At 72.3% G+C, this 24,494-nt stretch carries 24 protein-coding genes; 12 read left to right on the forward strand and 12 right to left on the reverse strand.

What is annotated here, in order from left to right; translation table 11 throughout:
- Nucleotides 1-21: 21 nt before the first annotated feature.
- The 5 genes from ACIBW9_RS35875 to ACIBW9_RS35895 are packed head-to-tail and all read left to right on the forward strand — an operon-like array spanning nucleotide 22 to nucleotide 4,401.
- Nucleotides 22-1,317, forward strand: a complete 1,296-nt coding sequence (locus tag ACIBW9_RS35875; RefSeq protein WP_398961224.1) for an MFS transporter — start codon at nucleotides 22-24, stop codon at nucleotides 1,315-1,317.
- A complete protein-coding gene (locus ACIBW9_RS35880; RefSeq protein ID WP_398961226.1) occupies nucleotides 1,314-2,135 on the forward strand; it encodes a putative hydro-lyase in 822 nt (273 codons plus the stop codon). The genes ACIBW9_RS35875 and ACIBW9_RS35880 overlap by 4 nt, the downstream gene beginning before the upstream one ends.
- Nucleotides 2,136-2,153: 18 nt before the next feature.
- Nucleotides 2,154-2,912, forward strand: a complete 759-nt coding sequence (locus ACIBW9_RS35885; protein WP_398961228.1) for a LamB/YcsF family protein — start codon at nucleotides 2,154-2,156, stop codon at nucleotides 2,910-2,912.
- Nucleotides 2,909-3,526: an allophanate hydrolase subunit 1 gene (locus tag ACIBW9_RS35890; protein WP_398961230.1), complete on the forward strand. Its 618-nt coding sequence runs from the start codon at nucleotides 2,909-2,911 to the stop codon at nucleotides 3,524-3,526. The genes ACIBW9_RS35885 and ACIBW9_RS35890 overlap by 4 nt, the downstream gene beginning before the upstream one ends.
- Nucleotides 3,523-4,401: a biotin-dependent carboxyltransferase family protein gene (locus ACIBW9_RS35895; protein ID WP_398961232.1), complete on the forward strand. Its 879-nt coding sequence runs from the start codon at nucleotides 3,523-3,525 to the stop codon at nucleotides 4,399-4,401. Before ACIBW9_RS35890 ends, ACIBW9_RS35895 begins: the two co-directional genes overlap by 4 nt.
- Nucleotides 4,402-4,521: 120 nt before the next feature.
- On the opposite strand, the gene ACIBW9_RS35900 is transcribed toward ACIBW9_RS35895, so the two are convergent.
- From ACIBW9_RS35900 to ACIBW9_RS35920, 5 genes are all read right to left on the reverse strand, one after another.
- Nucleotides 4,522-5,370: an SGNH/GDSL hydrolase family protein gene (locus ACIBW9_RS35900; protein ID WP_398961234.1), complete on the reverse strand. Its 849-nt coding sequence runs from the start codon at nucleotides 5,368-5,370 to the stop codon at nucleotides 4,522-4,524.
- Nucleotides 5,367-6,524 carry a glycosyltransferase gene (locus tag ACIBW9_RS35905; RefSeq protein ID WP_398961235.1) on the reverse strand — a complete coding sequence of 386 codons (1,158 nt, stop codon included), beginning with the start codon at nucleotides 6,522-6,524 and terminating at the stop codon, nucleotides 5,367-5,369. The genes ACIBW9_RS35900 and ACIBW9_RS35905 overlap by 4 nt, the downstream gene beginning before the upstream one ends.
- Nucleotides 6,521-7,666, reverse strand: coding sequence for a glycosyltransferase family 4 protein (locus ACIBW9_RS35910; protein ID WP_398961236.1), 1,146 nt, complete (start codon nucleotides 7,664-7,666; stop codon nucleotides 6,521-6,523). The genes ACIBW9_RS35905 and ACIBW9_RS35910 overlap by 4 nt, the downstream gene beginning before the upstream one ends.
- 186 nt (nucleotides 7,667-7,852) lie before the next feature.
- Nucleotides 7,853-9,271 (reverse strand): HEAT repeat domain-containing protein, encoded by a 1,419-nt coding sequence (locus ACIBW9_RS35915; protein WP_398961238.1) that lies wholly within the window; start codon nucleotides 9,269-9,271, stop codon nucleotides 7,853-7,855.
- Between the two features lie 301 nt (nucleotides 9,272-9,572).
- A complete protein-coding gene (locus ACIBW9_RS35920) occupies nucleotides 9,573-9,965 on the reverse strand; it encodes an ankyrin repeat domain-containing protein (RefSeq protein ID WP_123963814.1) in 393 nt (130 codons plus the stop codon).
- Between the two features lie 261 nt (nucleotides 9,966-10,226).
- Here ACIBW9_RS35920 and ACIBW9_RS35925 point away from each other — a divergent pair, with 261 nt between their 5' ends.
- Complete coding sequence (locus tag ACIBW9_RS35925) at nucleotides 10,227-10,421, forward strand: hypothetical protein (RefSeq protein ID WP_016434155.1); 195 nt, start codon at nucleotides 10,227-10,229, stop codon at nucleotides 10,419-10,421.
- A gap of 40 nt (nucleotides 10,422-10,461) precedes the next feature.
- On the forward strand, nucleotides 10,462-12,141 hold the full coding sequence (locus ACIBW9_RS35930) for an ATP-binding protein (protein ID WP_398961240.1): 1,680 nt from the start codon (nucleotides 10,462-10,464) through the stop codon (nucleotides 12,139-12,141).
- A 48-nt stretch (nucleotides 12,142-12,189) separates the two neighbouring features.
- Here ACIBW9_RS35930 and ACIBW9_RS35935 read toward each other — a convergent pair whose 3' ends face one another.
- Nucleotides 12,190-13,689: a PLP-dependent aminotransferase family protein gene (locus tag ACIBW9_RS35935; RefSeq protein WP_398961242.1), complete on the reverse strand. Its 1,500-nt coding sequence runs from the start codon at nucleotides 13,687-13,689 to the stop codon at nucleotides 12,190-12,192.
- A 100-nt stretch (nucleotides 13,690-13,789) separates the two neighbouring features.
- Here ACIBW9_RS35935 and ACIBW9_RS35940 point away from each other — a divergent pair, with 100 nt between their 5' ends.
- From ACIBW9_RS35940 to ACIBW9_RS35955, 4 genes are all read left to right on the forward strand, one after another.
- Complete coding sequence (locus ACIBW9_RS35940; protein ID WP_398961244.1) at nucleotides 13,790-14,443, forward strand: YitT family protein; 654 nt, start codon at nucleotides 13,790-13,792, stop codon at nucleotides 14,441-14,443.
- A complete protein-coding gene (locus ACIBW9_RS35945; protein ID WP_398961245.1) occupies nucleotides 14,440-15,207 on the forward strand; it encodes a glycerophosphodiester phosphodiesterase in 768 nt (255 codons plus the stop codon). Before ACIBW9_RS35940 ends, ACIBW9_RS35945 begins: the two co-directional genes overlap by 4 nt.
- Before the next feature lie 63 nt (nucleotides 15,208-15,270).
- Nucleotides 15,271-16,605 carry an MFS transporter gene (locus tag ACIBW9_RS35950; RefSeq protein WP_398961246.1) on the forward strand — a complete coding sequence of 445 codons (1,335 nt, stop codon included), beginning with the start codon at nucleotides 15,271-15,273 and terminating at the stop codon, nucleotides 16,603-16,605.
- A 267-nt stretch (nucleotides 16,606-16,872) separates the two neighbouring features.
- A complete protein-coding gene (locus ACIBW9_RS35955; RefSeq protein WP_003977404.1) occupies nucleotides 16,873-17,247 on the forward strand; it encodes an RNA polymerase-binding protein RbpA in 375 nt (124 codons plus the stop codon).
- 99 nt (nucleotides 17,248-17,346) lie between these two features.
- Here ACIBW9_RS35955 and fxsA read toward each other — a convergent pair whose 3' ends face one another.
- From fxsA to ACIBW9_RS35975, 4 genes are all read right to left on the reverse strand, one after another.
- On the reverse strand, nucleotides 17,347-17,904 hold the full coding sequence (gene fxsA, locus ACIBW9_RS35960) for an FxsA family membrane protein (protein ID WP_398961248.1): 558 nt from the start codon (nucleotides 17,902-17,904) through the stop codon (nucleotides 17,347-17,349).
- 96 nt (nucleotides 17,905-18,000) lie between these two features.
- A complete protein-coding gene (locus tag ACIBW9_RS35965; RefSeq protein WP_398961250.1) occupies nucleotides 18,001-18,795 on the reverse strand; it encodes a polyprenol monophosphomannose synthase in 795 nt (264 codons plus the stop codon).
- Nucleotides 18,796-19,332: 537 nt separating this feature from the next.
- Nucleotides 19,333-20,943, reverse strand: coding sequence for an amidohydrolase (locus tag ACIBW9_RS35970; RefSeq protein WP_398961252.1), 1,611 nt, complete (start codon nucleotides 20,941-20,943; stop codon nucleotides 19,333-19,335).
- Nucleotides 20,944-21,021: 78 nt separating this feature from the next.
- Nucleotides 21,022-21,462, reverse strand: a complete 441-nt coding sequence (locus ACIBW9_RS35975; protein WP_030946711.1) for an Lrp/AsnC family transcriptional regulator — start codon at nucleotides 21,460-21,462, stop codon at nucleotides 21,022-21,024.
- 267 nt (nucleotides 21,463-21,729) lie between these two features.
- Between ACIBW9_RS35975 and ACIBW9_RS35980 the strand changes: the two genes are divergently transcribed.
- Nucleotides 21,730-22,164 (forward strand): hypothetical protein, encoded by a 435-nt coding sequence (locus ACIBW9_RS35980; RefSeq protein WP_398961254.1) that lies wholly within the window; start codon nucleotides 21,730-21,732, stop codon nucleotides 22,162-22,164.
- Between the two features lie 10 nt (nucleotides 22,165-22,174).
- Here the strand turns inward: ACIBW9_RS35980 and ACIBW9_RS35985 are convergent, their stop codons facing one another.
- Nucleotides 22,175-23,272 carry a phosphotransferase family protein gene (locus ACIBW9_RS35985; RefSeq protein ID WP_398961255.1) on the reverse strand — a complete coding sequence of 366 codons (1,098 nt, stop codon included), beginning with the start codon at nucleotides 23,270-23,272 and terminating at the stop codon, nucleotides 22,175-22,177.
- A gap of 12 nt (nucleotides 23,273-23,284) precedes the next feature.
- Nucleotides 23,285-24,385, reverse strand: coding sequence for a hypothetical protein (locus ACIBW9_RS35990; RefSeq protein WP_398961257.1), 1,101 nt, complete (start codon nucleotides 24,383-24,385; stop codon nucleotides 23,285-23,287).
- Nucleotides 24,386-24,494: the final 109 nt, after the last annotated feature.

Here is a 24,494-nt window from a genome sequence, read left to right on the forward strand (position 1 = left end):
TCCTCCCACTGCGAGGTGCCCATGAGTACGACCCCACCGGCCCAGGCCCTGACCGAACAGCCCGGAACCGACCAAAACGCCCTCGACGACGGCACGTTGGGCTGGCTGCGCGCCCTCGGTCCGCGGGGCCGCCGCGCCTTCGCGGGCGCGTTCGGCGGCTATGCCCTGGACTCCTACGACTACTTCACGCTGCCCCTGAGCATGGTCGCGCTGGCCGCGTACTTCGGCCTGGACAGCGGGCAGACGGGCCTGTTCACGACGGTCACCCTCGTGGTCTCCGCGGTGGGCGGCGCCGTGGCGGGCGTGGTGGCGGACCGGGTCGGCCGGGTCAGGGCACTGATGATCACGGTGATCACCTACGCGGTCTTCACGGTGGCCTGCGGCTTCGCACCCAACTACGAGACGCTGCTGGTCTTCCGCGCTCTGCAGGGCCTCGGTTTCGGCGGTGAGTGGGCGGTCGGCGCGATCCTCGTCGCCGAGTACGCGAGCGCCAGGCACCGGGGCCGCACCCTCGGCGCCGTGCAGAGCTCGTGGGCCGTGGGCTGGGCACTGGCCGCGATCGCGTACACCCTGGTCTTCTCCTTCGCCGGCGACGATCTGGCCTGGCGCATCATGTTCTGGACCGGCGCGCTGCCCGCACTGCTGGTGGTCTGGATGCGCCGCCGGGTGCACGACGCCCCGGAGGCTGCGGCCGTACGCGAACAGAGCACACAGAAGGGCTCGTTCACCGCGATCTTCAAGCCCGGCCTGCTGCGCACGACCGTCTTCGCCGGACTCCTGTCCACCGGCGTCCAGGGCGGCTACTACACGCTCGCCACCTGGGTACCGACGTATCTGAAGACCGACCGCGGCCTGTCGGTCGTCGGCACCGGCGGCTACCTGACGTTCCTGATCTCCGGCGCCTTCCTGGGCTATCTGACCGGCGGCTACCTCACCGACCGGCTGGGCCGCAGGCGCAACATCTGGCTGTTCGCCCTGCTGTCGGCCGTGTGCATCCTGGCGTACGCGAACATCCCGCACGGCGCCAACACCCTGCTCCTGGTGCTCGGTTTCCCGCTCGGGTTCTGCATGTCGGCGATCTTCAGCGGCTTCGGGTCCTACCTGAGCGAGCTGTACCCGACGGCGGTGCGGGGCACGGGACAGGGCTTCACGTACAACACCGGGCGCGCCGTGGGCGCCGTCTTCCCCACGACCGTCGGCTTCCTGGCCGACAGCTGGGGTGTGGGCGGCGCGCTGGTGTTCGGTGCGATCGGCTACGGCCTCGCGGCGCTGGCGCTGCTGGGGCTGCCGGAGACCCGTGGGAAGGAGCTCGCGTGAACCGCACGGAAGACCGTCCGCTGACCGTGGTCGACGAGCACGCGCACGCGTGGAGCCCCAGAACCGCCCGGGCCCGTTTCCGGGAGGGCCTCAGCGGACCCACCGCCGGGGTGGCGGCCGGACACACCCAGGTCAACCTGATCTCGGTGCCCGCCGACTGGGCGTACGACATGCTGCTGTTCTGCCAGCGCAACCCCAAGCCCTGTCCGGTGCTCGACGTCACGGACGCCGGCTCCGCCACGACGATCCTGGCGGACGGCGCGGACCTGCGCACCGATCTGCCGCGCTACCGGGTGTGGCAGGACGGTGTGCTGGTGGACGAGCCGACGGACGTCCGCGCGCACTGGCGCGAGGACCTGGTGTCGTTCCTGATCGGCTGCAGCTTCACTTTCGAGTGGGCGCTGACCGAGGCGGGCGTGCCGATCCGCCACGTCGAGCAGGGCCGCAACGTCCCGATGTATGTGACGAGCCGTCAGTGCCGTCCGGCGGGGCGGCTGCACGGCCCGATGGTGGTCTCCATGCGGCCGGTGCCGCCACAGCACCTGGCGGCGGCGATCCGGGAGAGCGGTCTGCTCCCGGCGGTGCACGGCAGCCCCGTGCACTGCGGCACCCCTTCGGCGCTGGGCATCGACGACCTCGGCCGCCCCGACTTCGGCGACCCGGTGGACCTCGAACCGGACGACATCCCGGTGTTCTGGGCCTGCGGAGTGACCCCACAGGCGGCCGTGATGGCCTCGCTCCCGCCCTTCGCCATCACCCATGCTCCCGGCCAGATGTTCCTGACCGACACCCGCGACGAGCAGTACCGCGTGGCCTGAGAGAAACACGAAGGACCCATGACCTCGATCGATCTGAACGCCGACCTCGGCGAGGGCTTCGGCCGCTGGCAGCTGACCGACGACGAGCAACTGCTGTCCGTCGTCACGAGCGCCAACGTGGCCTGCGGCTTCCACGCCGGGGACGCGGCCACCATGCGGCGGGTGTGCGACCTGGCGGCCGAGCGCGGCGTCCGGATCGGCGCCCAGGTCTCCTACCGGGATCTGGCGGGGTTCGGGCGGCGCGCGATGGACGTGCCGCCCGCGGAGCTCACGGCCGAGGTGGCCTACCAGATCGGCGCCCTGGAGGTCTTCGCGCGCGCGGCCGGCACGCGCGTGTCGTACGTCAAGCCGCACGGCGCGCTCTACAACCGCGTCGTGCACGACGAGGAGCAGGCCGGTGCGGTCGTGGACGGTGTACGGCTCGCCGACGCCTCGCTGCCCGTCCTCGGACTGCCCGGCTCGCGCCTGCTGGAGCTCGCCGCCGAGGCGGGTCTGCCGGCCGTCACGGAGGCCTTCGCGGACCGTGCGTACACCCCGGAGGGAACGCTCGTGCCGCGCGGCCACGAAGGCGCCGTGGTCACCGACCCTGAGGCCGTGGTGGAGCGCTCGGTGGGCCTGGCGCGCTTCGGCACGGTCACCTCGCACTCCGGCGCGCTCGTCGACGTACGCGCGCGTTCCCTGTGCCTGCACGGGGACACGCCGGGCGCCGTCGAACTGGCCCGGCGCGTCCGGAAACGCCTGCAGGAGTCGGGGATCCGGGTGGAGGCCTTCGCATGAGGGCGCTGCCCGTCGGGGACAGCGCCCTGCTCGTCGAGGTGGCCTCCGGGGACGAGGCACAGGCCCTGCACGCGGAGTTGCTGCGGCGCCGTTCGGAAGGCCTGCTCACGGTGCGCGAGATAGTCCCCGCGGCCCGCACGGTCCTGCTCGACGGCCTCGACGACCCGGTCCGTCTGGCTTCGGAACTGACCGCCTCCAAGGTGCCCCCCGCTCCCCCTCGCGAGCAGGCGGTCGTCGACATCCCGGTGCGCTACGACGGTCCCGACCTGGCCGACGTCGCCGCCCACTGGGGTGTCGACGAGCGGGAAGTGGCCCGTATCCACGCGGCCACCGAGTTCAGCGTCGCCTTCTGCGGATTCGCCCCGGGCTTCGGCTACCTCACCGGCCTGCCGCCGCGCTACGACATCCCCCGCCGGGCCACCCCGCGCACGGCCGTCCCGGCCGGTTCGGTGGCGCTGGCGGGCCCGTACACGGGCGTGTACCCGCGCTCGTCGCCGGGCGGCTGGCAATTGATCGGGCGCACCGACACCGTGCTGTGGGACCACACGCGCGTGCCGGCCGCGCTGCTGTCGCCCGGCACGCGCGTGCGCTTCGTCCCGATGGGGTGCCCGTGACGGACCGCGCACTCGTCGTCGCACGAGCCGGAGCGCTCACCACCGTGCAGGACCGGGGACGCCCGGGCCACGCCCACCTCGGCGTGCCCCGCTCCGGTGTCCTCGACGCCCGCGCGGCGGCGCTCGTCAACCGGCTGGTCGGCAACCCGCCTGGGGCTGCCGTCCTGGAGACCACGGTCAACGGGTGTGCCCTGCGGCCGCGTTCGGCGGTCACGGTCGCGGTCGGCGGCGCCCCCTGCCCGGTCACGATGGACGGCCGGCCGGTCGCCTGGGGAGCTCCGGTGTGCGTGCCCGCGGGTGCGCTCCTGGAGGTCGGCACCGTCGTCTCCGGAGTACGCAGCTATGTGGCCGTCTCGGGCGGCATCACCGTCGAACCGGTACTCGGCAGCCGCTCGACCGACCTGCTGTCCGGCCTCGGCCCCGCACCTCTCACGGACGGCATGGTGCTCCCCCTCGGGACGCCGAAAAGCGTCTACGCGCGCGTGGACTTCGCTCCGCAGCCCGCTCCTGCGGCCGAACTCGTCCTACGGGTGACGCTGGGACCGCGCGACGACTGGTTCACACCGGAGGCCTTGCGTACGTTCACCTCCCGCCCCTACCGCGTGTCCGCTGCGAGCAACCGCATCGGCCTGCGCACGGAAGGCCCGGCGCTGGAACGGGCGCTACCGGGCGAACTGCCCAGCGAGGGAATGGTGCTGGGCGCGGTCCAGGTCCCGCCGGACGGCAGACCGGTCGTCTTCCTGGCCGACCATCCGACCACCGGCGGCTACCCGGTGATCGCGGTCGTCCACCCACAGGACCTCCCGGCGGCAGCGCAGGCGGCGCCGGGAACACCGGTCCGCTTCGTGGCGATGCGTACACGCCAAGGTCGTTAGGGGCATGGGGCTGTATCGATGTGCGGCTCCGCCGCGTGCGCGCGGCCAGCCGCAAGGGACCCGCACCAGCCCCCCCCCGACCGCACCACCCACCGACGTCTCACTGCCCACCCTGCGGAGCTAGGCCGCATCCGGCTGCTCCCCGACAGAGACCGCGGCCAAAGCTGCCGAAACCGCCGCAGCGGCCCGCAGATCCAGTCGCGCACTGGTCCCCCGCACCCGGTGCCGCATCTCGTCCGCCGCCAGGCCCAGCAGCTGCGGCAGCAGATCGGTGCACCGCCGTGCCACCCACGCCGTACCCGCCGTGGCCAGCCACAACAGGCTCGCCGACCGCGTGGGCACGGGGAACTCCCGCTCCGGCGAGGGCGCCGGACCCACCGCACGGCCCGCTTCCGCCAGCAGCGAGTGGAAGCGCACAGCCAGCTGCCGGTGCCCGCGCTCGCCCGGATGCAGCCGGTCCGCGCTCCACATCGCGCGGTCGGTGATCCAGGCTTCCTCGGCCGCGTGCAGATGGACGGCGCCGTAGCGGTCGGAGAGGGCGTGGACGACCCGGTTGACCGCCCGTTGCCGCCGGGCCAGCGGACGGGCCAGGGAGCCGGGCAGGCCGAGCATCGAGCCGGGGTCGGGCAGACAGGCCGTGAGCAGGGTCGCGCCCTGCTCGGTGAAGGCGGCGTACACCTTGTCCAGCCGTTCGGCCACGGCGTGGATGTCGAAGGTGCAGCGCAGGGTGTCGTTGACGCCGATGACCACGGACACCACGTCCGGCTGCAGGGCGAGCCCGGCCGGCGTCTGCTGCTCCAGTACCTCCCGGGTCTGGGCGCCGCTGACGGCGAGGTTGGTGAACTCCACGGGCTCCTCGGCGAGCCCGCCGGCGAGCAGTGCGGCCCAGCCGCGCCACCCGTCGGCGACGGGATCGCCCACGCCCTCGGTGAGCGAGTCCCCGAGGGCGACGAAACGCACCGGTCTCATGCCACGCCCCCGGGCACCGCACGACGCACCGGTAGCGGCGCGTCGTGCGCGGCGAGAAACGCGTCCACCGCCGTGTTCCATCCGAAGCACTCCGCACGCGCGCGTGCGGTCTCGCGCCGCTCCCGCTCGGGAAGCCCGAGCAGCATCTCGACGGCGTCCGCGAAGGCCTCCCCGTGGTCCGCCGCGACAGCTCCGGCGGACCCGATCACCTCGGGCAGCGCGGACGACGTGCTCACCACCACAGGCGTGCCGCAGGCCATCGCCTCCAGCGCGGCCAGCCCGAAGGTCTCGGCGGGCCCGGGTGCCAGGCAGACGTCGGCGGAGGCCTGGAGGGCGCCGAGCGCGCCGCGGTCGGAGACATGCCCGAGGAAGGTGACCGGCAGCCCGCGCTCCCGCGCCCGCTGTTCGAGCCGCGGCCGCAGCGGCCCGTCGCCGGCGACCACCAGCACCGCACGCCTGCCCCGCCGCAGCAGCGCCTCGAGGGCGTCCAGCGCCGTGCCGGGGCGCTTCTCCACGGACAGCCGGGTGCACGTCACGAGCAGCGAATCGGCCACGCGCGCGTAGCGTGCCCGCAGCCCCGGATCGCACAGCGCGGGATGCCGCTCGACCAGGTCGACGCCGAGCGGGGCCCGTACGACATTGCGGGCGCCGATCCGCACGAACTCCCGCTCGGCGAACTCGGTGGTGCACACCACGCGCGCGTACGTGTGCGCCGTACGCACGTTGAGGGCGTCGGCGGCGCGGCGGGCGGCGCCCTCCGGCAGCCCCCAGGTACGCAGGACGCCGTCGGCGGTCTCGTGGGAGACCATCACGGCGGGTATGCGGGCCCGCCGCGCCCACTTGCCGGTCCAGCGCAGGGTCGTACGGTCGGAGACCTCCAGCCGGTCGGGGGCCAGCTCCTCCAGGAGGCGGGCCACCCGCCGCTTGTCGGTGAGCACGCGGTATCCGCCCGTGCCGGGCAGCAGCGGCCCGGGCAGGGTGATGACGCGTCCCTGCTCGGTGTCGCGGTCGTCGAGGCGTTCGCCGGGGACGATGAGCACGGGCTCGTGTCCTGCGGCCTTGAAGCCCCTGCCGAGTTCCCGCAGGGCGGTGCGCAGGCCCCCGGAGGAGGGGGCGACGAAGTTGGCGAGTCGCACGATCCGCAGTGAGGTCATGCCGCCACCGCCGTCTTCTGCCGTGCGGCGAGCACGTCGGTGTAGTGCCCGATCAGCTGATCGCCCACGGCCGCCCAGGTGCGTCCCTCGACGGTGGCGCGCGCCGTGGCGCCGAAGGTGATCCGCCGCTCCGGGTCCGCGGCCAGGGACTGCACGGCGTCCCGTACGGCGTCCGCGTCATGGGGCGGCACCAGCAGCCCGGTGCGCCCGTGGGCGACCAGGTCGAGGGGGCCGCCGGCGGCGGGAGCGACGACGGGGACGCCGCTCGCCATGGCCTCCTGCACGGTCTGGCAGAAGGTCTCGAAGGGGCCGGTGTGCGCGAAGACGTCCAGCGAGGCGTAGATCCGGGCGAGTTCGTCGCCGGTGCGGCGGCCGAGGAAGACCGCGCCCGGCAGCGCCTCGGCGAGGCTCGGCTGGCTCGGACCGTCGCCGACGACCACGACCTTCACCCCGTCGAGGCCGCAGACGCCGGCCAGGAGCTCGATGTGCTTCTCGGGGGCGAGCCGGCCGACGTAGCCGACGATCAGTTCGCCGTTCGGGGCGAGTTCCCGGCGCAGGGCCTCGTCGCGCAGGTGCGGGCGGAAACGGACGGTGTCCACGCCGCGCTGCCAGAGCTTGACCCGGGGCACGTCATGGGTCTCCAGGTCGTGCATCGAGGCGCTGGAGGGGGCGAGGGTGAGGTCGGCGGCGGAGTGGACGGAGCGGATGCGCCGCCAGGCCGCGGCCTCGCCGGCGCCCATGTAGGTACGGGCGTATCCGGCCAGATCCGTCTGGTACACGGCCACGGCCGGGACGCCGAGCCGGGCGGCGACCGCCATGCCGCGGACACCGAGGACGAAGGGGCTGGCCAGGTGGACGATGTCGGCCCGGTGTGCCATGACGGCCGCTGCCAGGCGGCGGCTGGGCAGGGCGACACGGACCTGGGGATAGCCCGGGAGCGGGAGGGAGGGGACACGGACGACGGGGCACGGCGCCTGGGCGTCGGGCCCGGTCCCGGCCCGGACGGCGAGAGCGGTGCTGGCCGGGGCGACGACGAGCGGAAGGTGACCGCGATCTACGAGGTGCCGGGCGGTCTGGAGCGCGCAGTGGGCCACGCCGTTCACGTCGGGGGGAAAGGATTCGGTCACTATGACGACACGCATAGGGGTGTTGTCGCCGGGCTGGACGTGGTCGCGTCAACGTGGATCTTTGCGAACGATGAACGTCCCGTGAGCGTTCCTGTGCACACCCGAGCAGGTCAGGCCGTGTCCATGACCGCCTGACCCGCGGGTCACCCGCCGTTCATCCAGTGGCCCTGCCGCGGCGCGGGGAGCCCGTGTGTGGCCGGCTCAGACAGCGGGTCCTTCGGGTGCGATCCGACTTCGTACGGCGGTCTGCACTTCGGCTTCCTCGGCCGGGTCGGCGGCGAGCCGGCGGAGCCGTTCGACGACCCGTGCGTCGCCGGTCTCGGCATGCCGGGCGGCGATCTCGCGGGTGGTCTCCTCGCAGTCCCAGAGGCACTCGACGGCGAAGCCCGCCGGGAAGGAGGGGTCGGTGGCGGCCAGGGCGCGGGCGGCCCGGCCGCGGAGGTGGGAGGAGGCGGTTTCGCGATAGATATGGCGCAGTACGGGGGCGGCGCAGGCGATGCCGAGCCGGCCGGTGCCGTCCACGAGGGTCCACAGCGTGGGGGCGTCCGGCCCCTCGCCCCGTACGGCTTCGCGCAACGCCCCGAGGACGAGGTCCTTGTCCCCGGCTCCCCCGCGGCAGGCGAGCATGCGGCCGGCGGCGGCGCCGAGGGGGTCGGGCCGGTGGGCCCAGCCGCGGGCCCGGTCCACGGCGGCGACGCTGCGCATCCGCTCGAACGCGTCGGCGGCGGCGTCCACGACGGCCGGTGAGCCGGTGAGCACGGCCCCCTCGATCAGATCGAGGGCGTCGGGATCATTGCTGTCGGCGAGATAGCGCAGCGCGGTGCAGCGGGCTCCGTCGGTGCCGTCCTTGGCGGCCTGCACGATCTCCGCCCGGTCCTCGGGGCCGGCTACGGCGGTGAGACAGCGGGCGGCCGGGACGTGCAGCGCGGCGCCCCGTTCGACGCCCTGCTGTGCCCACTCGAACACGGCCTGCACGCTCCACCCCGGACGGGGCCCGGATGGTCGCATCTGGCGTTGCCAGCGGTCGAAGCAGCCGGTCTCCTGAGCGGCACGCACACGCGTGGCGATCGATTCGCGCGGATCCTCCGCCCACAGCCGCCACGGCCGGGGCTCGAAGGCGTCACGCACGACGGCGGCCAGTTCGGCCTCACCCTCGGCGTCGGTGGCGAAGCGGGCCAGCACGGGGGCCGCGAGGGCCCGCAGACCGGCGTCGTCGTCGCGCAGCGCCAGTTCGTCCAGGGCCCAGGCCCAGTTGGAGCCGGAGGCGGCGTACCTGCGCAGCAGTTCGAGCGCGTCCCGCCTGCCGTAGGAGGCGAGGTGGCCGAGGACGGCCAGGGCCAGTCCCGTGCGGGACTCCTCGGTGTCGAAGGCGTCCTCGACGTCGAAGAGGTGCGCCTCGATCTCGTCCAGCTCGCCGTTCAGGTCGAGGTAGAGACGGGCGTAGTAGAGGGAGCGGTTCTCCACCTGCCAGTCGTGGCGGGGGTCGCGCAGCACACAGTGGTTCAGCGCCGCGAGCGCCTCGGCGCGCGGGGCGGTGAGCGCATGCAGTGTGCCGTCGCCGCGGCCCCGCTGGAGCAGGCCGAGCAGCGTACCGCTGGGCGCTATGACCGGATCGAACATGGGAAACAGCCTCACATCAAGCGTCGACGCAACCGGGGAACACGCATTACCTGGCCGCGTGACACAACGTCGGGGCGCCCGCCGTCTCTTGCTTGCTGTAGACCATCTTCCTCTGCCTCTCGTCAGTGGCCCTCGCGGACCGCATCACGGCCCGCGCGGTGCGGCAACACCTGCCCGGCCATCGCGTCCGTGAATCACGACGTCATGATGACTCGGCACTTCGACCTGCCGCGACCGAAATTTCGGCGGCCCTGTACCGCCTCCCCCGTTTTCTGTGTTTTCGCTGGTCAGAACATTCGGATCAGTGTGCGCCGAACAACTCGAGCAGTTCCGTCTTGCCGAACATCCGCGCCGTGTCGACGGCCGACGGGGTGCCCGCGGCCGGATCGGCGCCGCCCTCCAGGAGGGCCTTGATGACATCCGTCTCGCCCTTGAAGACGGCTCCGGCGAGCGGGGTCTGGCCCCGGTCGTTGATCCGGTCACCCTCCGCACCCCGGGCAAGCAGGGCGCGTACCGCGTCCGCGTGTCCGTGGTAGGCGGCGAGCATCACGAGCGAGTCACCGCGGTCGTTGGTGAGGTTGGCCGGAACGCCCGCGTCGACGTACGCCACGAGCGCCTCGGTCTGCCCCTGCCGGGCCAGATCGAAGATCTTGGTCGCCAGCTCCACGACCTCGGGGTCGGGGGCTTCAGTCATCGGCCGGACCGCCTCTCAATACAACCGTTCAGGTGAATCGCAAGGGTACTGGCTTCCGCAGTACATGACCCGGAGCGCCGGAGGTAAAGATCACCACAGACCAGGCAGGCCACGGGGGGTTCGGCCCGGTCCGCCCGACCTGACTCGACCACTCGAGGGAAATCTACCGAGATTCATCCATTTGCACCTTTAATACTATGGATACATGCTGTGATCCTGGAAGTACTCATGGTGACTGTCCCCGTGAACCAGGAGAAAAAAATGATCCTGTCCATCTCCGGCGTGGTCCTGCTCGGCATCATCGTCTTCCTCTTCTTCCGCAAGGACGGTCTGAAGGCCTCGCACGCGCTGGTCTCGGCCCTGTTCGGCTTCTACCTCGCGAGCACCGCGATCGCCCCGAGCATCAAGGCCGGCGGCGAGAGCCTCGCGAGTCTCCTCGGCGGCATCAAGTTCTGACGCCGCCCCTCCCGCCCGCACGCACCACCAGGAGAACGCAGTGGCCCGGCGCCCCCTCCCCCGCATCCTGAGCAAGGACAACGCGCAGATCGCCCGGATGCAGCTCGCCCGGAGCCGGGAGCTGGCCCGGACGGCGGCCGACAGCGCCACCGACGTTCTCCACCCGCTGATCACGATCACCCGCGGTCTGCGCCGGCTGGCGGCGGCAGGGCGGCACAAGTGGGCCGACACCCCCAAGGACCGGCGTGGGCCGCTGCTGTTCCTGGCGGCCTCCGTGATCCTGGTCGTGGCACTCGTGCCGTACGGCCCCCTGCTCGCCGTCATCGCCCTGATGACGGCGGCAGCCCTGCACGGCCGGGACCGCGCACCGGCGGCGCCCGAAGGGCCGGACGAGTCCCAGGTGCAGCGCCTCAAGTCGCTGTACGAGGCCCTGATCCCCTACTTCTCGATCGCCGAGGACCCCTCCCCGCTGTACGCCTACGGCGGCGAGTGGGAGAAGGCCTTCCCCGCGTACGAGTTCGACGAGTCGGGCCGTCTCACCCGGCTCGTGATCCGCTACCCGGCGTACTTCACCGACGGCGAGGCCGAGTCCCGCGCCCGGATCGAACAGCTGCTGCACGCCAAGTCGGGGCGCGGCCGCGAGTACCACTTCGCATGGGAGGAAGAGGGCAACGAGCTGACGGTCACGGTGCTGCCCCCGCTGCCCACCGACATCCCCGCCCAGCGATTCGTCACGGCGCCCGGCGAGACGGTCCTCGGCCTGACGGACCCCACCCTGGTCCAGCGCACCCTTCCCCTCACCTACGGGGAGAACCAGCGCGACGTTCCGCCGGTCGTCTGGCGCACCGGCATCCGCTCCACCGAACCGCACCTGCTGATCATGGGCCAGCCGGGCAGCGGCACCTCGACCCTGCTGCGCTCCATCGCCGTCCAGGCGCTCCAGCACGGCGACGTCGTGATCGTCGAGGGCGGCACCGGCGAGTACGCGTGCCTGACCGGCCGGGACGGTGTTCTGGCCGTCGAGTGCGGGCTGACCGGGGCGCTGACGAGCCTCGAGTGGGCCGCTCTTGAGACGGAGCGCCGTCTGATCGCCGCGAACCGCGCCCGTCAGGCCGGGCAGCCGCCGCCGGAGGACACCAAGCGTCCCCTGTGGCTCATCCTGGACCGCCCGAGCGCCTTCACCCATCTCGCCGCCGCGGACGGCCGCGAGGACCCGCAGTCCCTGCTCCAGGTCCCCCTCCGGCACGGCCGGGCGGTGAACGTGACGGTCGTGGTGGGCGAGCAGTTCGACCACGCCGAAGCCCTGAGCGATGACGTACGGCAGCACACGCGCGCGCGTGTCGTACTGGGCCCCGCCACGGCGGAGCAGCTGTCAGGAGTCCTCGGCGCCCTTCCGTCCACCACTCCGGCCGCCGAGGTCCCGCCCGGCCGCGGCTACGCCCGTCTCGGCACGGGCCCGGTGCACCGGCTGCAGGTGCCGTCGACTCCGGACCCGTACGACGACACGGCGAGCGACGCGCACCGCAAGGCGGTGCTGGCGCTGCTGCCGCCGCGGACCACGCCGGCCGACCAGGAGTCCGCCGAGGCCGAGCCGTTCGAGGCCGTGCCGGTGGAGGCCAAGTCGTTCGAGGCCGTGCCGATCGAGGCGGTCCCCATCGACGAGGAGCCGGTCGAGGCGAAGCCGGTGCCCGCGGAAGTCATGGCGGCGGAGGCGCAGTAGGTCGCGCCGCCCGGTGTCGCGGTCCTGGAGCGGCACCTCAGGCCGCGGCTACGCCACGAACGTCCGCGGCGACTCCCCGCCCCCCGACGCCCCGCTCGCCACCAACCGGGCCGCCGCCGCCAGCCGCATCGCCGCCTCGTCGGCCAGCGCACCGCCCACGGTGAACGGCAGCCGCACATACCCCTCGAAGGCCCCGTCGACCCCGAAGCGCGGCCCGGACGGCACCCGCACCCCGACCCGCTCACCCACCTCGGCGAGCCGGGAGCCCGACAGCCCCCCGGTCCGCACCCACAGCGTCAGTCCGCCCCTCGGCACCTCGAACTCCCAGTCGGGCAGCTCCCGCCGCACCGCGGTGACCAGCGCGTCCCTGTTCTCCCGGGCCTGGCTGCGCCGCACTTGCACGGCCTCTTCCCAACCTCCCGTGCTGAACAGCCAGTTCACGGCGAGCTGCTCCAGCACGGGGGTGCCCAGATCGGCGTACGCACGCGCGGCGACCAGGCTGCGGATCACATCCGGCGCCGCGCGCACCCAGCCGATGCGCATCCCCGCCCAGAAGGCCTTGCTGGCCGATCCGACCGTGATCACCGTGGACCCGGCCGGGTCGAAGCCACACACGGGCCGCGGCATCTCCACACCTTCGTCCAGCCACAGCTCGCTCATCGTCTCGTCGGCGATCAGCACCGTCCCCGCCGACCTGGCCGCCTCCACGAGCTGACGCCGCTGGTCGTCGTCGGCGAGCGCGCCGGTCGGATTGTGGAAGTCGGCGACGATGTACGCGATCCGGGGTGCGGCGTCGCGCAGCACCTGCCGCCAGCGGTCCAGGTCCCAGCCGGCCAGGCCCTCGGCCATCGCCACGGGCACCAGCCGGGCCCCGGCCTCCCGCATCAGCTGGAGGATGTTGGCGTACGACGGCGACTCTACGGCGACGCGCTCGCCCCGGCCCGCGAAGAGGTGACAGATCGCGTCGATCGCCCCCATGGCTCCCGTCGTCACCATGATCTGCTCGGGCATCGTCGGGATCCCGCGCGCGGTGTACCGGTCGGCGATCATCGAACGCAGCGCGGGCAGGCCCGCCGGGTAGTCGCCGTGCGTGTGGGCGTACGGCGGCAGTTCCTCCAGGGCGCCCTGGACAGCGCGGGTGAGCCATGGCTCGGGCGCCGGGAGCGCCGCGGTGCCCAGGTCGATCATCGAGCCGAGCGCCTCGGGCGGCAGCGGCTCAAGACCGCGAGCGGGGAGCGGGTTCCCGGCCGGTACGGCGGTCCAGCTGCCCGCGCCGCGCCGGGACTCCAGGAACCCCTCGGTGCGCAGCGCCTCGTAGGCCGCCGCGACCGTCGTACGGCTGACGGACAGGGCCAGGGCCAGCTCGCGCTCGGCGGGCAGCCGGGCGGCCACCGGAACGCGGCCCTCCAGGACAAGCAGCCGGATGCCGTCGGCCAGGGCCCGGTAGGCGGGCGGGCGGCGGGTGCCGGGCCCGGCCGGGCGGTCCTGCTGGGAGTTGAGCAGCCGGGCGAGCTGCGCCGCCCCCATCGCCGAAGTCCACGTCGCCATGGAAATCAGTCCACCTTCCCCGGATTGGCCATGGATGCAGTTTCCACCCAAGCCACAGGGTGTCACGAACCAGGCCACTGCGACCACAGGGGGGCACCTCTTGTCCACGAAGAACCGTCTCGGGCGACGGTTGATCCAGCTCTACGTCGGTCTCGCGCTGTACGGCGTGAGTTCGGCACTCCTCGTGGAGGCGGGACTGGGCCTCGAGCCCTGGAACGTGCTCCATCAAGGCCTGGCCGAGCTCACCGGCCTGACCATCGGTGTCGTGTCGATCGTGGTGGGCGCGGCGGTGCTGCTGCTGTGGATCCCGCTGCGCCAGCGCCCGGGCCTCGGCACGGTCTCCAATGTCTTCGTGGTCGGCATCGCCATGGACGGCACCCTCGCGCTCGTCCCCGACGTGCGCTCCCTGGCCGTACGGATCCCCCTTCTGTCGGCCGGCATTCTGCTCAACGGCATGGCCACCGGCCTCTACATCTCCGCCCGCTTCGGGCCGGGCCCGCGGGACGGGCTGATGACCGGCCTGCATCGGCGTACCGGCCGTTCGATCCGCCTGATGCGGACGGCGATCGAGGTGGCGGTCGTCGTCACCGGCTTCGCCCTCGGCGGCACCGTCGGCATCGGCACGGTCCTCTACGCGGTGTCGATCGGCCCGCTCGCCCAGCTCTTCCTGCGGGTGTTCGACGTCCCGTCGGCATCCGGCGGCAGCACGGTCGTTGCCGAAGGGCAACCCCACAGGGCCATACTTCGACGGTGACCACGCGGATACGCCACCCCTATCTCGACCATCCCGGCCCGATCCCCTTCGCCCACCGGGGCGGGGCCGCGGACGGCCTGGAGAACACCGTGCTGCAGTTCCGGCGGGCGGTGGAGGCGGGCTACCGCTACCTCGAGACCGATGTCCACACCACGGCGGACGGCAAGCTGGTCGCCTTCCACGACTCGACCCTGGACCGGATGACGGACGGCGCCGGGCGCATAGCCGACCTGCCGTGGAAGGACGTGCGCCACGCGCGCGTGGCGGGCAAGGAGCCGGTGCCGCTCTTCGAGGAGCTGCTGGAGACCTTCCCCGAGGTGCGCTGGAACGTCGACCTGAAGGCGGAGTCCTCGCTGCACCCCTTCCTTGACCTGATCGAACGCACGCGCGCCTGGGACCGGATCTGCGTCGGCTCGTTCTCCGAGGCGCGCGTGGTGCGTGCCCAGCGGCTGGCCGGCCCGCGGCTGGCGACGTCGTACGGCACGCGTGGCGTGCTCAACCTGCGACTGCGCTCCTGGGGCGTCCCGGCCGCACTGCGCGCCTCCGCGGTCGCCGCGCAGGTGCCCGAGTCGCAGTCCGGCATCCAGGTCGTCGACCACCGCTTCGTCCGCGCCGCCCACGCGCGTGGGCTGCAGGTGCACGTGTGGACCATCAACGAGGCCGATCGCATGCACCGGCTCCTGGACCTGGGAGTCGATGGCATCATGACCGATCACATCGACACGTTGCGCAAGGTCATGGAAGAACGCGGCGCCTGGGTCTGAGCGCCCCGGCGGTCGCTCGCCCGTTCCTTCGCACGGCACTTCAGCGGGGAAGCGAGGGCACGGGTGAGCGCCGACACCGTGCGGACGGACGTCATCGACCGGCAGCGCGAGCAGCGCGGCTGGTACTTCTACGACTGGGCCTGCTCCGTCTATTCGACGAGCGTCCTCACGGTGTTCCTGGGCCCCTATCTGACGGCGGTCGCCAAGTCGGCGGCCGACGCGGACGGGTTCGTGCACCCGCTGGGCATCCCGGTGCGCGCCGGGTCGTTCTTCGCGTACTGCGTCTCCGCGTCCGTGATCGTGTCGATCCTCGTGATGCCGCTGGTGGGCTCGGCCGCCGACCGCACGGGACGGAAGAAGCCGCTGCTCGCCGCCTGCGCCTACGTGGGGGCGACGGCCACCACGGGCCTTTTCTTCCTGTCCGGGGACCGCTATCTGCTGGGCGGCCTGCTGCTGATCGTCGCCAACTCGTCCGTGGCCGTCTCGATGGTCGTCTACAACTCCTACCTGCCGCAGATCGCCCCGCCCGAGGACCGCGACCGGGTCTCCTCTCGCGGCTGGGCCTTCGGCTACGCGGCCGGCTCCTCGATGCTGATCGTGAACCTGGTGCTGTTCACCGGGCACCACTCCTTCGGCGTCTCCGAGTCGACGGCGGTCCGTATCTGCCTGGCCTCCGCGGGCCTGTGGTGGGGTGCCTTCACCCTCGTACCGCTGAAGCGGCTGCGCGACCGCCGTACGACGTCCTCGGCGCCCGCGGCGCACGGCTGGCGGCAGTTGGCGTCCACCGTGCGGGACATGCGCGGCAAACCGCTCACCCTGGGCTTCCTGCTCGCCTACCTCATCTACAACGACGGCATCCAGACGGTGATCTCCCAGGCGTCGGTGTACGGCTCCCAGGAACTGGGCCTGAGCCAGTCCACCCTCATCACGGCCGTGCTGATGGTGCAGGTGCTGGCGGTGGCGGGCGCGCTGGGGATGGGCAGGCTCGCCCGGACGTACGGGGCCAAGCGCACCATCCTCGGCTCACTGGTGGCGTGGACGGTGACCTTGGCGGCGGGATACTTCCTGCCGGCCGGGGCGCCGGTGTGGTTCTTCGTGCTGGCGGCCGGGATCGGGCTCGTGCTGGGCGGCAGCCAGGCCCTGTCCCGCTCCCTGTTCTCGCATCTGGTGCCGCCAGGCAAGGAGGCCGAGTACTTCTCGGCGTACGAGATGAGCGACCGGGGCATGAGCTGGCTCGGCCCCCTTCTGTTCGGGATCACCTACCAGCTCACCGGAAGTTATCGGGACGCGATCATCTCGCTCGTGGCCTTCTTCGTCCTCGGATTTGCCCTGCTCGCAAGGGTTCCGGTGCGGCAGGCGATCCTGGATGCGGGCAATCCTGTCCCCGAAAGGATTTAGCACTCACGGCGAAAGGGCTGTAGTGTACGCGTTTGGCCTGCCAGGCGTACCGTTACTGCGCGTCAAAGATGCCGAAACGCTGGGTGACATCTGCTAGCAGATGTGACAAACCGGGCGCTGGTGGGTACAACAAGGGGCGGCTACGACGGCGACGCATGACCCGGAACGGGACACGGAACGGGAATCTTTACCGCCGACCGGACGTTGACCGGATGACGACGACAGCGACACCTGTCCTGTGGGCGACAAGCCCGGGAGGCACGATTCATGAGTGAGCGAGCTCTTCGCGGCACGCGCCTCGTGGTGACCAGCTACGAGACGGACCGCGGCATCGACCTGGCCCCGCGCCAGGCCGTGGAGTACGCATGTGAGAAGGGGCACCGGTTCGAGATGCCCTTCTCGGTCGAGGCGGAGATCCCGCCGGAGTGGGAGTGCAAGGTCTGCGGGGCCCAGGCACTCCTCGTTGACGGCGACGGCCCTGAGGAAAAGAAGGCCAAGCCCGCGCGTACGCATTGGGACATGCTGATGGAGCGGCGCACCCGCGAGGAACTCGAAGAGGTCCTCGAGGAGCGTCTGGCCGTTCTCCGTTCGGGCGCGATGAACATCGCGGTTCACCCGCGGGACAGCCGCAAGTCGGCCTAGTTCCTGCCGGGGTCGGGCGGACCGACTACGCACGCAAGCGACTGCGGGCGTCCACGTGGTGTCACGTGGACGCCCGCAGTCGTGTGTCCTGCCGCGCTCTCAGCGGGTCAGCGGCGGGCGCGGACCCTGCGGGGCGTCGCCACCCGGCTCGTCCCTGATGACCTCGCCCTGGACGACCTTGCCGTCGGGGCGGTGGATGCGGGCCTGCTGGAAGGCGTCACCGAAGCTGCCGGGACCGGCCTCGCGCAGCTTGCGGTCGAGGGTGCGCTCGGTATAGCGGCTCAGGGCCTTCTGTACCGGGGGGATCAGCAGAAGCAGACCCACGGCGTCCGAGACCAGGCCGGGGATCATCAGAAGCAGACCGCCGAGCATCAGCAGGCCGTTGCCGCCGCCGCTCTGCGGGGTGCCGCCGCGCTGCAGCGCCTCATTGAGATTCTGGAAGGCGCGCCGGCCCGCCTTCTTGATCACTGCCGCTCCGAAGACGAAGCCCGCGAGCAGCAGCAGGAACACGGTGAACCCGCTCGAGGCGCCCGCGACCACGGTCAGCAGCCAGATCTCCAGCACCAGCCAGGCCGCGACGCCGAGCGGCAGAAAGGTCCGCAGCCTGGAGCGCCGGGGCCGGACGGGATACGTGGGGGTCGGAGCACCTGTCGTCATGCATCCAGTGTGCCTGGGCCCGCCTCAGTGCGGCATAAGCGAATGATCAACCGTGCCTGTGAGACCGTACGCGGGCCCTGTGCGCACGGACGCCGGTCAGGCCTTCTTGCCGCGGCCCGTGACCTTGGCGACCCGCTCACCCACGCCCCACGCCGTGACCCGCCACAGAGCCTCGACGAGGATGTCGCGGCTCATCTTGGAGTCGCCCAGTTCGCGCTCCACGAAGGTGATGGGCACCTCGACGACGTGGTAGCCGGCCTTGACCGCGCGGCGGGCCAGGTCGACCTGGAAGCAGTAGCCCTGGGAGGCGACCTCGTCGAGGCCGAGGCCCTCGAGGGTTTCGCGGCGGAAGGCGCGGTAGCCGCCGGTGATGTCGCGCAGCGGCAGGGCGAGGGCGAGGCGGGAGTAGAGGCTGCCGCCGCGGGAGATGAACTCGCGGCTCTTGGGCCAGTTCACCACTCGGCCGCCGGCCACCCAGCGGGAGCCCAGGACCAGGTCGGCGCTCTTGAGCGCGGTGAGCAGCCGGGGCAGTTCCTCGGGCTGGTGGGAGCCGTCGGCGTCCATCTCGACCAGGACCCCGTAGCCGTTGTCCAGGCCCCAGCGGAAGCCCGCGAGGTAGGCGGCGCCGAGGCCTTCCTTGCCCTTGCGGTGCATCACCTGGACGTGGTCGTCCTCGGCGGCCAGTTCGTCGGCGAGCTTGCCGGTGCCGTCGGGGCTGTTGTCGTCGGCCACGAGGACATGAGCCTCGGGGACCGCCTTCCGCACCCGGCCGACGATGGACTTGATGTTCTCGGCCTCGTTGTAGGTCGGAATGATCACCAAGGCCGTGCCGAGCGGGCCGAACTGCCTCCCCTGGGCCTTTGCCGCGAGGGTCCCGTCGCCGTCGTTCACTGCTGCCCCTTCGTGTCCGTACGCAGACGTCCACCATAGTGGTCACGGCCTGCGATGACGCGACAGGGCGTTCGTATAGTGGTGTCGATTCCACAAGAGCGGGGTAAGAGGGCGCTTTTGGGCAGGTTCGCGGAGCTACGGATGGGGGCCCGGCGCCCTTCGGGCCGACCCGGGGCCCGCTGGCTGCGGGTCGACCGAAAGCCGTTGTCTACTGAGCCCGGGCCCCACCCGGGTCACACCTCCCCGACCGGCCGGAACTCTCCTCCCGTCGCGGCGCGGGCGCTGAGCCTGGCTCCCAGTGGCGGTGCCCCGGTGCGGCACACCGTCCCTGACCCAGCGGCGCTGCGACGAGTGCGCGGAATTTCCCCGGTCGGGCGTCCGGTGGTGGACTCGGCCGAACCTACCGGCCCCCTGCCATCGGCTGTCAACAGCCGTTTGACCTGCGCATTCTGCATCAATGCCCTGGTCAGGGCGGAGGATACGCAGGTCGTGCGACGCCGCCGGGGGCGTCGATCGGCGCCGCGCCACCCCGGGAGATCACTCGCCCGGCCCTACGAACACCGTCCGCCCGCCGACCACGGTGCGCAGACAGACCGGCAGGTCGCGGCCGGGGCTCAGGTCGGGCAGGCCCGGGGTGCCGGAGCGGGGGTCGGTGGACCAGCGGGCGACCCGGTCGTCGGGGGCCTGGACCACCAGCTCGTCGGTGCGCCACACGGCGTAGTCCGCGGGTGCGCCGGGCACCAGGACGCCCGCGTCGTCGCGGCCGATCGCCCGCCAGCCGCCGCGGGTGTGGGCCGTGAACGCGGCCCGCACGGAGACGCGGTGCTCGGGCGTGCGGTGAAAGGCGGCGGCTCGCACGGTGCCCCACGGGTCGAGCGGGGTGACGGGGCTGTCGGAGCCGAACGCGAGCGGGACGCCCGCCCTGAGCAGGGCCGCGAACGGGTTCAGGGTGCGGGTCCGGTCGGCGCCCAGGCGCTGGGCGTACATGCCGTCCTCGCCGCCCCACAGGGCGTCGAAGGCGGGCTGCACGGAGGCGGTCAGGCCCAGCTCGGCGAAGGCCGCGATCGTCTCGGGGGTGAGCATCTCGGCGTGTTCAACGCGGTGCCGGGCGGCGCGGACGCGGGCCAGGCCGACCTTCTCGGCGGCGGCGCGCACACCGTCCACGACCGTGGTCACGGCCGCGTCGCCGATCGCGTGGAAGCCCGCCTGCAGGCCCGCCTCGGTGCAGGCCACGACGTGGGCGGCCACCGCGGTGGCATCCAGGTAGGCGGTGCCCGTGTGGTCGGCGTCGGTGTACGGCGTGTGCAGACAGGCGGTGTGCGAGCCGAGGGCGCCGTCGACGAAGAGGTCACCGGCGGCGCCCAGCGCGCCAAGCTCACGCGCCTTCTCCACCCCTTCTTCGGCGCGTTCCGCCCAGTAGCCGATCACTCGCGGTCCCGGCTCCTCGGCCGCGAGCCGGAGCAGACCGGTGAAGTCCTCCTCGGAGGAGATCTCCGGTCCCGCGCACTCGTGAACCGAGCCGATCCCCAGGGAAGCGGCGTGCGCGAGCGCGGTGCGCTGGGCCTCGGTGCGCTGGGCCGGCGTCACGGCTGCGAACGCGGCGGCACGTACGGCGTGGTGGGCGTCGGCGGTCAGCGGGCCGTCCGCTGCCGTGACACCGCGGGTCAGGTCGAGCAGGGCCGTGGTGACCACCGCCGAGTGGACGTCGATACGGGACAGATAGAGGGGACGACCGCCCGTGGCCGCGTCGAGTTCCGCGCGCGTCGGGGGCCGGCCGCCGGGCCAGCGGGCGGCGTCCCAGCCGTGCCCGAGCAGCACCTTGTCCTGCGGGCGGGCCGCCGCGAAGTCCCGTACCGAATTGAGGGCGGCCTCCAGGGAGGGCGCGTCGGACAGGTCGAGGCCGGTGAGCGCGAGGCCGGTGGAGGTGGTGTGCACATGGGCGTCGGTGAAGGCCGGGGTGACGAGGGCGCCGTCCAGGTCGACCACCTCGTCGACACCGTCCGCGAAGGCGTCCGCGGCGGCCTCGGAACCGACCCAGGCGACCTGCCCGCGTTCCACGACCATCGCGGTCGCGAAGGGGTCGGCGGGGCTGTGGACTTCTCCGCGGCGGAGCAGGACGGTCTTCGGCTCGGGGCTGCGCTCACTCATGGGGAACAGTCTCGCGCGTCACCGGGGCCGCCCGGTACGCAGGTCGGCCTTCGCCCGGCCGTCCTGCCCACGGGCCGGTCAGATCCGGGGCGGCCGGGCCTCGTACGGCGTGGAGAGCACCACCGTCGTACGTGTCGAGACGCCCGCCAGCGTGCGCAGCCGCGCCAGCAGCTCCTCCAGCTCGTGCGGTGTGGCCACGCGCACCTTGAGGATGTAGTTCTCGTCGCCCGCGACGCTGTGGCAGGCCTCGATCTCGGGCACCCCGGCCAGACGGTCCGAGATGTCGTCGGGGGCGCTGGGGTCGAAGGGTTTGACCGAGATGAACGCGGTCATGGGCAGCCCGACGGCCTCGGGGTCGACCACCGCGGCATAGCCGCGGATGACGCCACGCTGTTCGAGCCGCCGCACCCGCTGGTGCACGGCCGACGTGGACAGGCCTGTGGCCTTGCCCAGGTCTGTGTAGCTCATCCGCCCGTCCTTGACGAGCAGCTGCACGATCTGACGGTCCAGCTCCTCCATGACGCAAGAACCTACAGTGCGCCTGATCTCCTCGGATACCTGAGCAGTCCAGGTCATACCCGCTTTGTGATGTGCCCGAGAGCTGCCTGTGAGCCGTCCGGGGGACAAATCGTCCGCCGCGGGCACCTGCGGGCGGCATGTGACGAAGGACACAGCCGCCGAGACGTCTCCGTGATGCTCTCGTGATTACCGCCGAGACGGGGCGGGAAGTGCTTGCTGTGGTCGAGGCCGCAGTGCCCGAACGGCCCAGCCCGAGGGGGAGAACCCATGCAGAGTCTTAAGCGCCCTGGTCGTACCGCACCCAAGCGGCTCCAGGCCGTCGTCGAGCCCGAGCCGGAGGGCGTCGAACCCGACGCGTTCGAGGACGAACTCGACGCGTACGACACCTTCGAGATGTACCGGGTGATCTGCCCGGACTGCGCGCAGCCCATCGCCCTGCTGGCGGACGAGCAGGTCCTGCCGGAGCACGCGCTGTGCGCCTCGCCGTGGAACCCGTTCGGCCTGACGGTCTGCGCCGGCACCGGCCGCAGGGCCGCCGAGGCCCGCTCGGCGGACGAGTCGGCCGAGCCCCAGGAGCAGGACACCGCCCTCCTGTTGACGCTCCCTCAGGGCCTCGACTGGCGGACGCAGCCGTTCTCGCACGTCGGCGGCCCGGGCTCGCGCCCGATGCGGGTGCCGGCGATGCGCCGTCAGGCCGCCTGAACCGTCTCGCTCAACTCCAGTAGCTGCCCTGCACCATGGCCCGCAGGCTGCCGTGGTGCAGGATCAGTGTGTCCGGATCCGCCGGAACGGCTGCCTCCCCGAAGTGCACCTGCCGGTAGGCGACCCGCAGCATCACGATCGCGTGCCGCAGCGCGGCGTACAGCGTGTGGAAGTCCATGTCGCGCGGTGTGTGGCCGGTGAGTTCGGCGTAGCGGGCCTCGATGCGGTCGCGGCGCAGGAAGTCCGGCAGACCGCGCTGGCCGAAGGCGACCGTGAGGTCCTGGAAGAAGCGGTGCAGATAGACCGTCCAGCCGAGGTCGACCTCGCGCGGGGCCAGGGCGGCCATCTCCCAGTCGAGGACGGCGGCGGGCTCGAAGCCGTCGTAGACGACGTTCCCGATGCGTGCGTCGCCCCAGTTGAGCACCGGTGTGCCCGGATCGCCCGGCCAGAGCTCCTCCAGGCGGTCGAACGCGGCCTCGATGAGCGGTGAGCGGGCGCGTCCGTCGACCACCCAGTCGTAGTAGGCGCGTTGGGCGGTGACATGGCGGCGCAGGGCGTCACCCTCGCCCGGGAGCGCGAGGAACTCGGCGGCCTTCGGCGGGACTTGGTCGTGCAGCCGGGCCAGCAGCCCGATCGAGGCCGCCTCCAGATGCTCGCGCTCGGTGTCGCTCGCCGCGTGCAGCCAGTTGCCCTCGTAGGTGTAGGGCATGACGTCGGGCGGCACGCGGCCGTCGACGCGCTCCATCACGAAGAAGGGCGCCCCGAGCGGTCCGGGGTCCTCCTCCAGCCACAGCACCTTCGGCACGGGCAGGTCCGAGTGCTCCGCCACGACGCGCATCGTGCGGTACTGGCGCGGCATGTCGTACACCGGGAAGACGGTGTACGCCGCCGGGTCCGCCGCGAGTCTCAACGCGCAGCGGCGCACGGGCGGTTCGGGGTGCTCGATGTCGAAGAGCAGGGTCTCGCTGGACATGCCGTTGGACTCGGGGACGGTGACGCCGGCCGCCTTGGCGCCGGGCAGCCGGGTGGAGAGCCAGGCGGTGAGGCGGCGGGCGAGCTCCTCCGGGTCGCGGGTGCTGGTGCGGGGACGGGGTGCGGTGGGTGCCATGTCACATACCCCCTACGGCGCGACCGAAGTGAAGTCCGTGAACCCGCTCGGATCGTGCCGCCCGAACGAGCCGTGCTCGAAGATGCCGTGGCCGATCCGGCCGTCCAGCCGGAAGCGGGCGGCGTGGTCGGTGACCCCGTAGGCGGCCAGGGCGTGCGGCTGCGTCAGGTCGTAGGTACGGCGGTCCGTCCAGCCGCGGCCGCGCCAGGTGCCGTGCTGCCAGTCGTCGGCGGGCGGGTAGCCGGCGCCGATCGCCAGTGGCGAGGAGGTGAGGATCTCGACCTCGAGCTCCTGCGGTTTGCGCAGGTCGCCGAGGTGGATGAGGGCGCGGTCCGGGTGGCGGGTGCCGGAGCGGTAGCCGATCTCGGGCTGGGGCCAGCCGAGTTGGCGGTCGCGGTGGCCGGGGCGGACGAGGGTGGCGTCGTTCAGGGAGCGGTAGCCGTCGGCGTCCTCCTGGACGATGACCATGAGGAAGCGGTCCTCGAACCGCACCGGGCACCACAGCCAGTGGAAGCCCTCGGCCGGGTGCTCCTCCGCGAGACGGCCGCCCTCCTCCCCCGGTATGGGCCGCACGCCCCAGCTGCGGTCGCGGGTGCCGGTCCACCCGGCGGCGGTGACCCGGAACTCCTCACCCGCGGCACGGATCACGCCCTCGACGCCGCCGGCCTGGACGAAGCGGCGCCCTTCGAGGGTGAGCCGCTCGCCGCGGCGCTGGAGGTGGTGGGGTTCCCACAGGGCGGGGAAGCCGGCGGTCCAGGTGAGGTCGTACGACAACAGGTCGTCGTCACCCACCAGCCGCAGCCGCCGCAGCGGCTCCGCGACCTCGATCCTGAGCGGGCCGACGGCGAGCCGCATGCGGTCCTCGCCAAGGGCGTCGGAGGCGCGCACGGCGTGCAGGGTGTCCCCGGTCCGCAGGGTCGCGTACGCGTCGATCACGCCGAGGTTGGGGTAGACCCCGAGGCCCACGATGAGCAGGGCGCGCCCCTCGTGGTCGAGGACGTGGAAGATACAGCGGTCATAGGCGTTGCGGTCCCCGGTCGCCACGTGCTTCATGGACAACGGGACCTGGTGCACGGGGTACTCGTCGAGCGGTACGGGGCGGTCGTCGGCCACGCCAAACCTCCCTGGAGACGGCTGGTCTGACGGTACGTCAGACAGCTGGCGGAGGCCAGAGAGGGAGCCGGACGTCCGGGAACTCACGCTCGATTCTGCGGATGGGTGA

It is taken from the genome of Streptomyces sp. NPDC049541 (genome assembly GCF_044465725.1).
Lineage (GTDB): Bacteria > Actinomycetota > Actinomycetes > Streptomycetales > Streptomycetaceae > Streptomyces.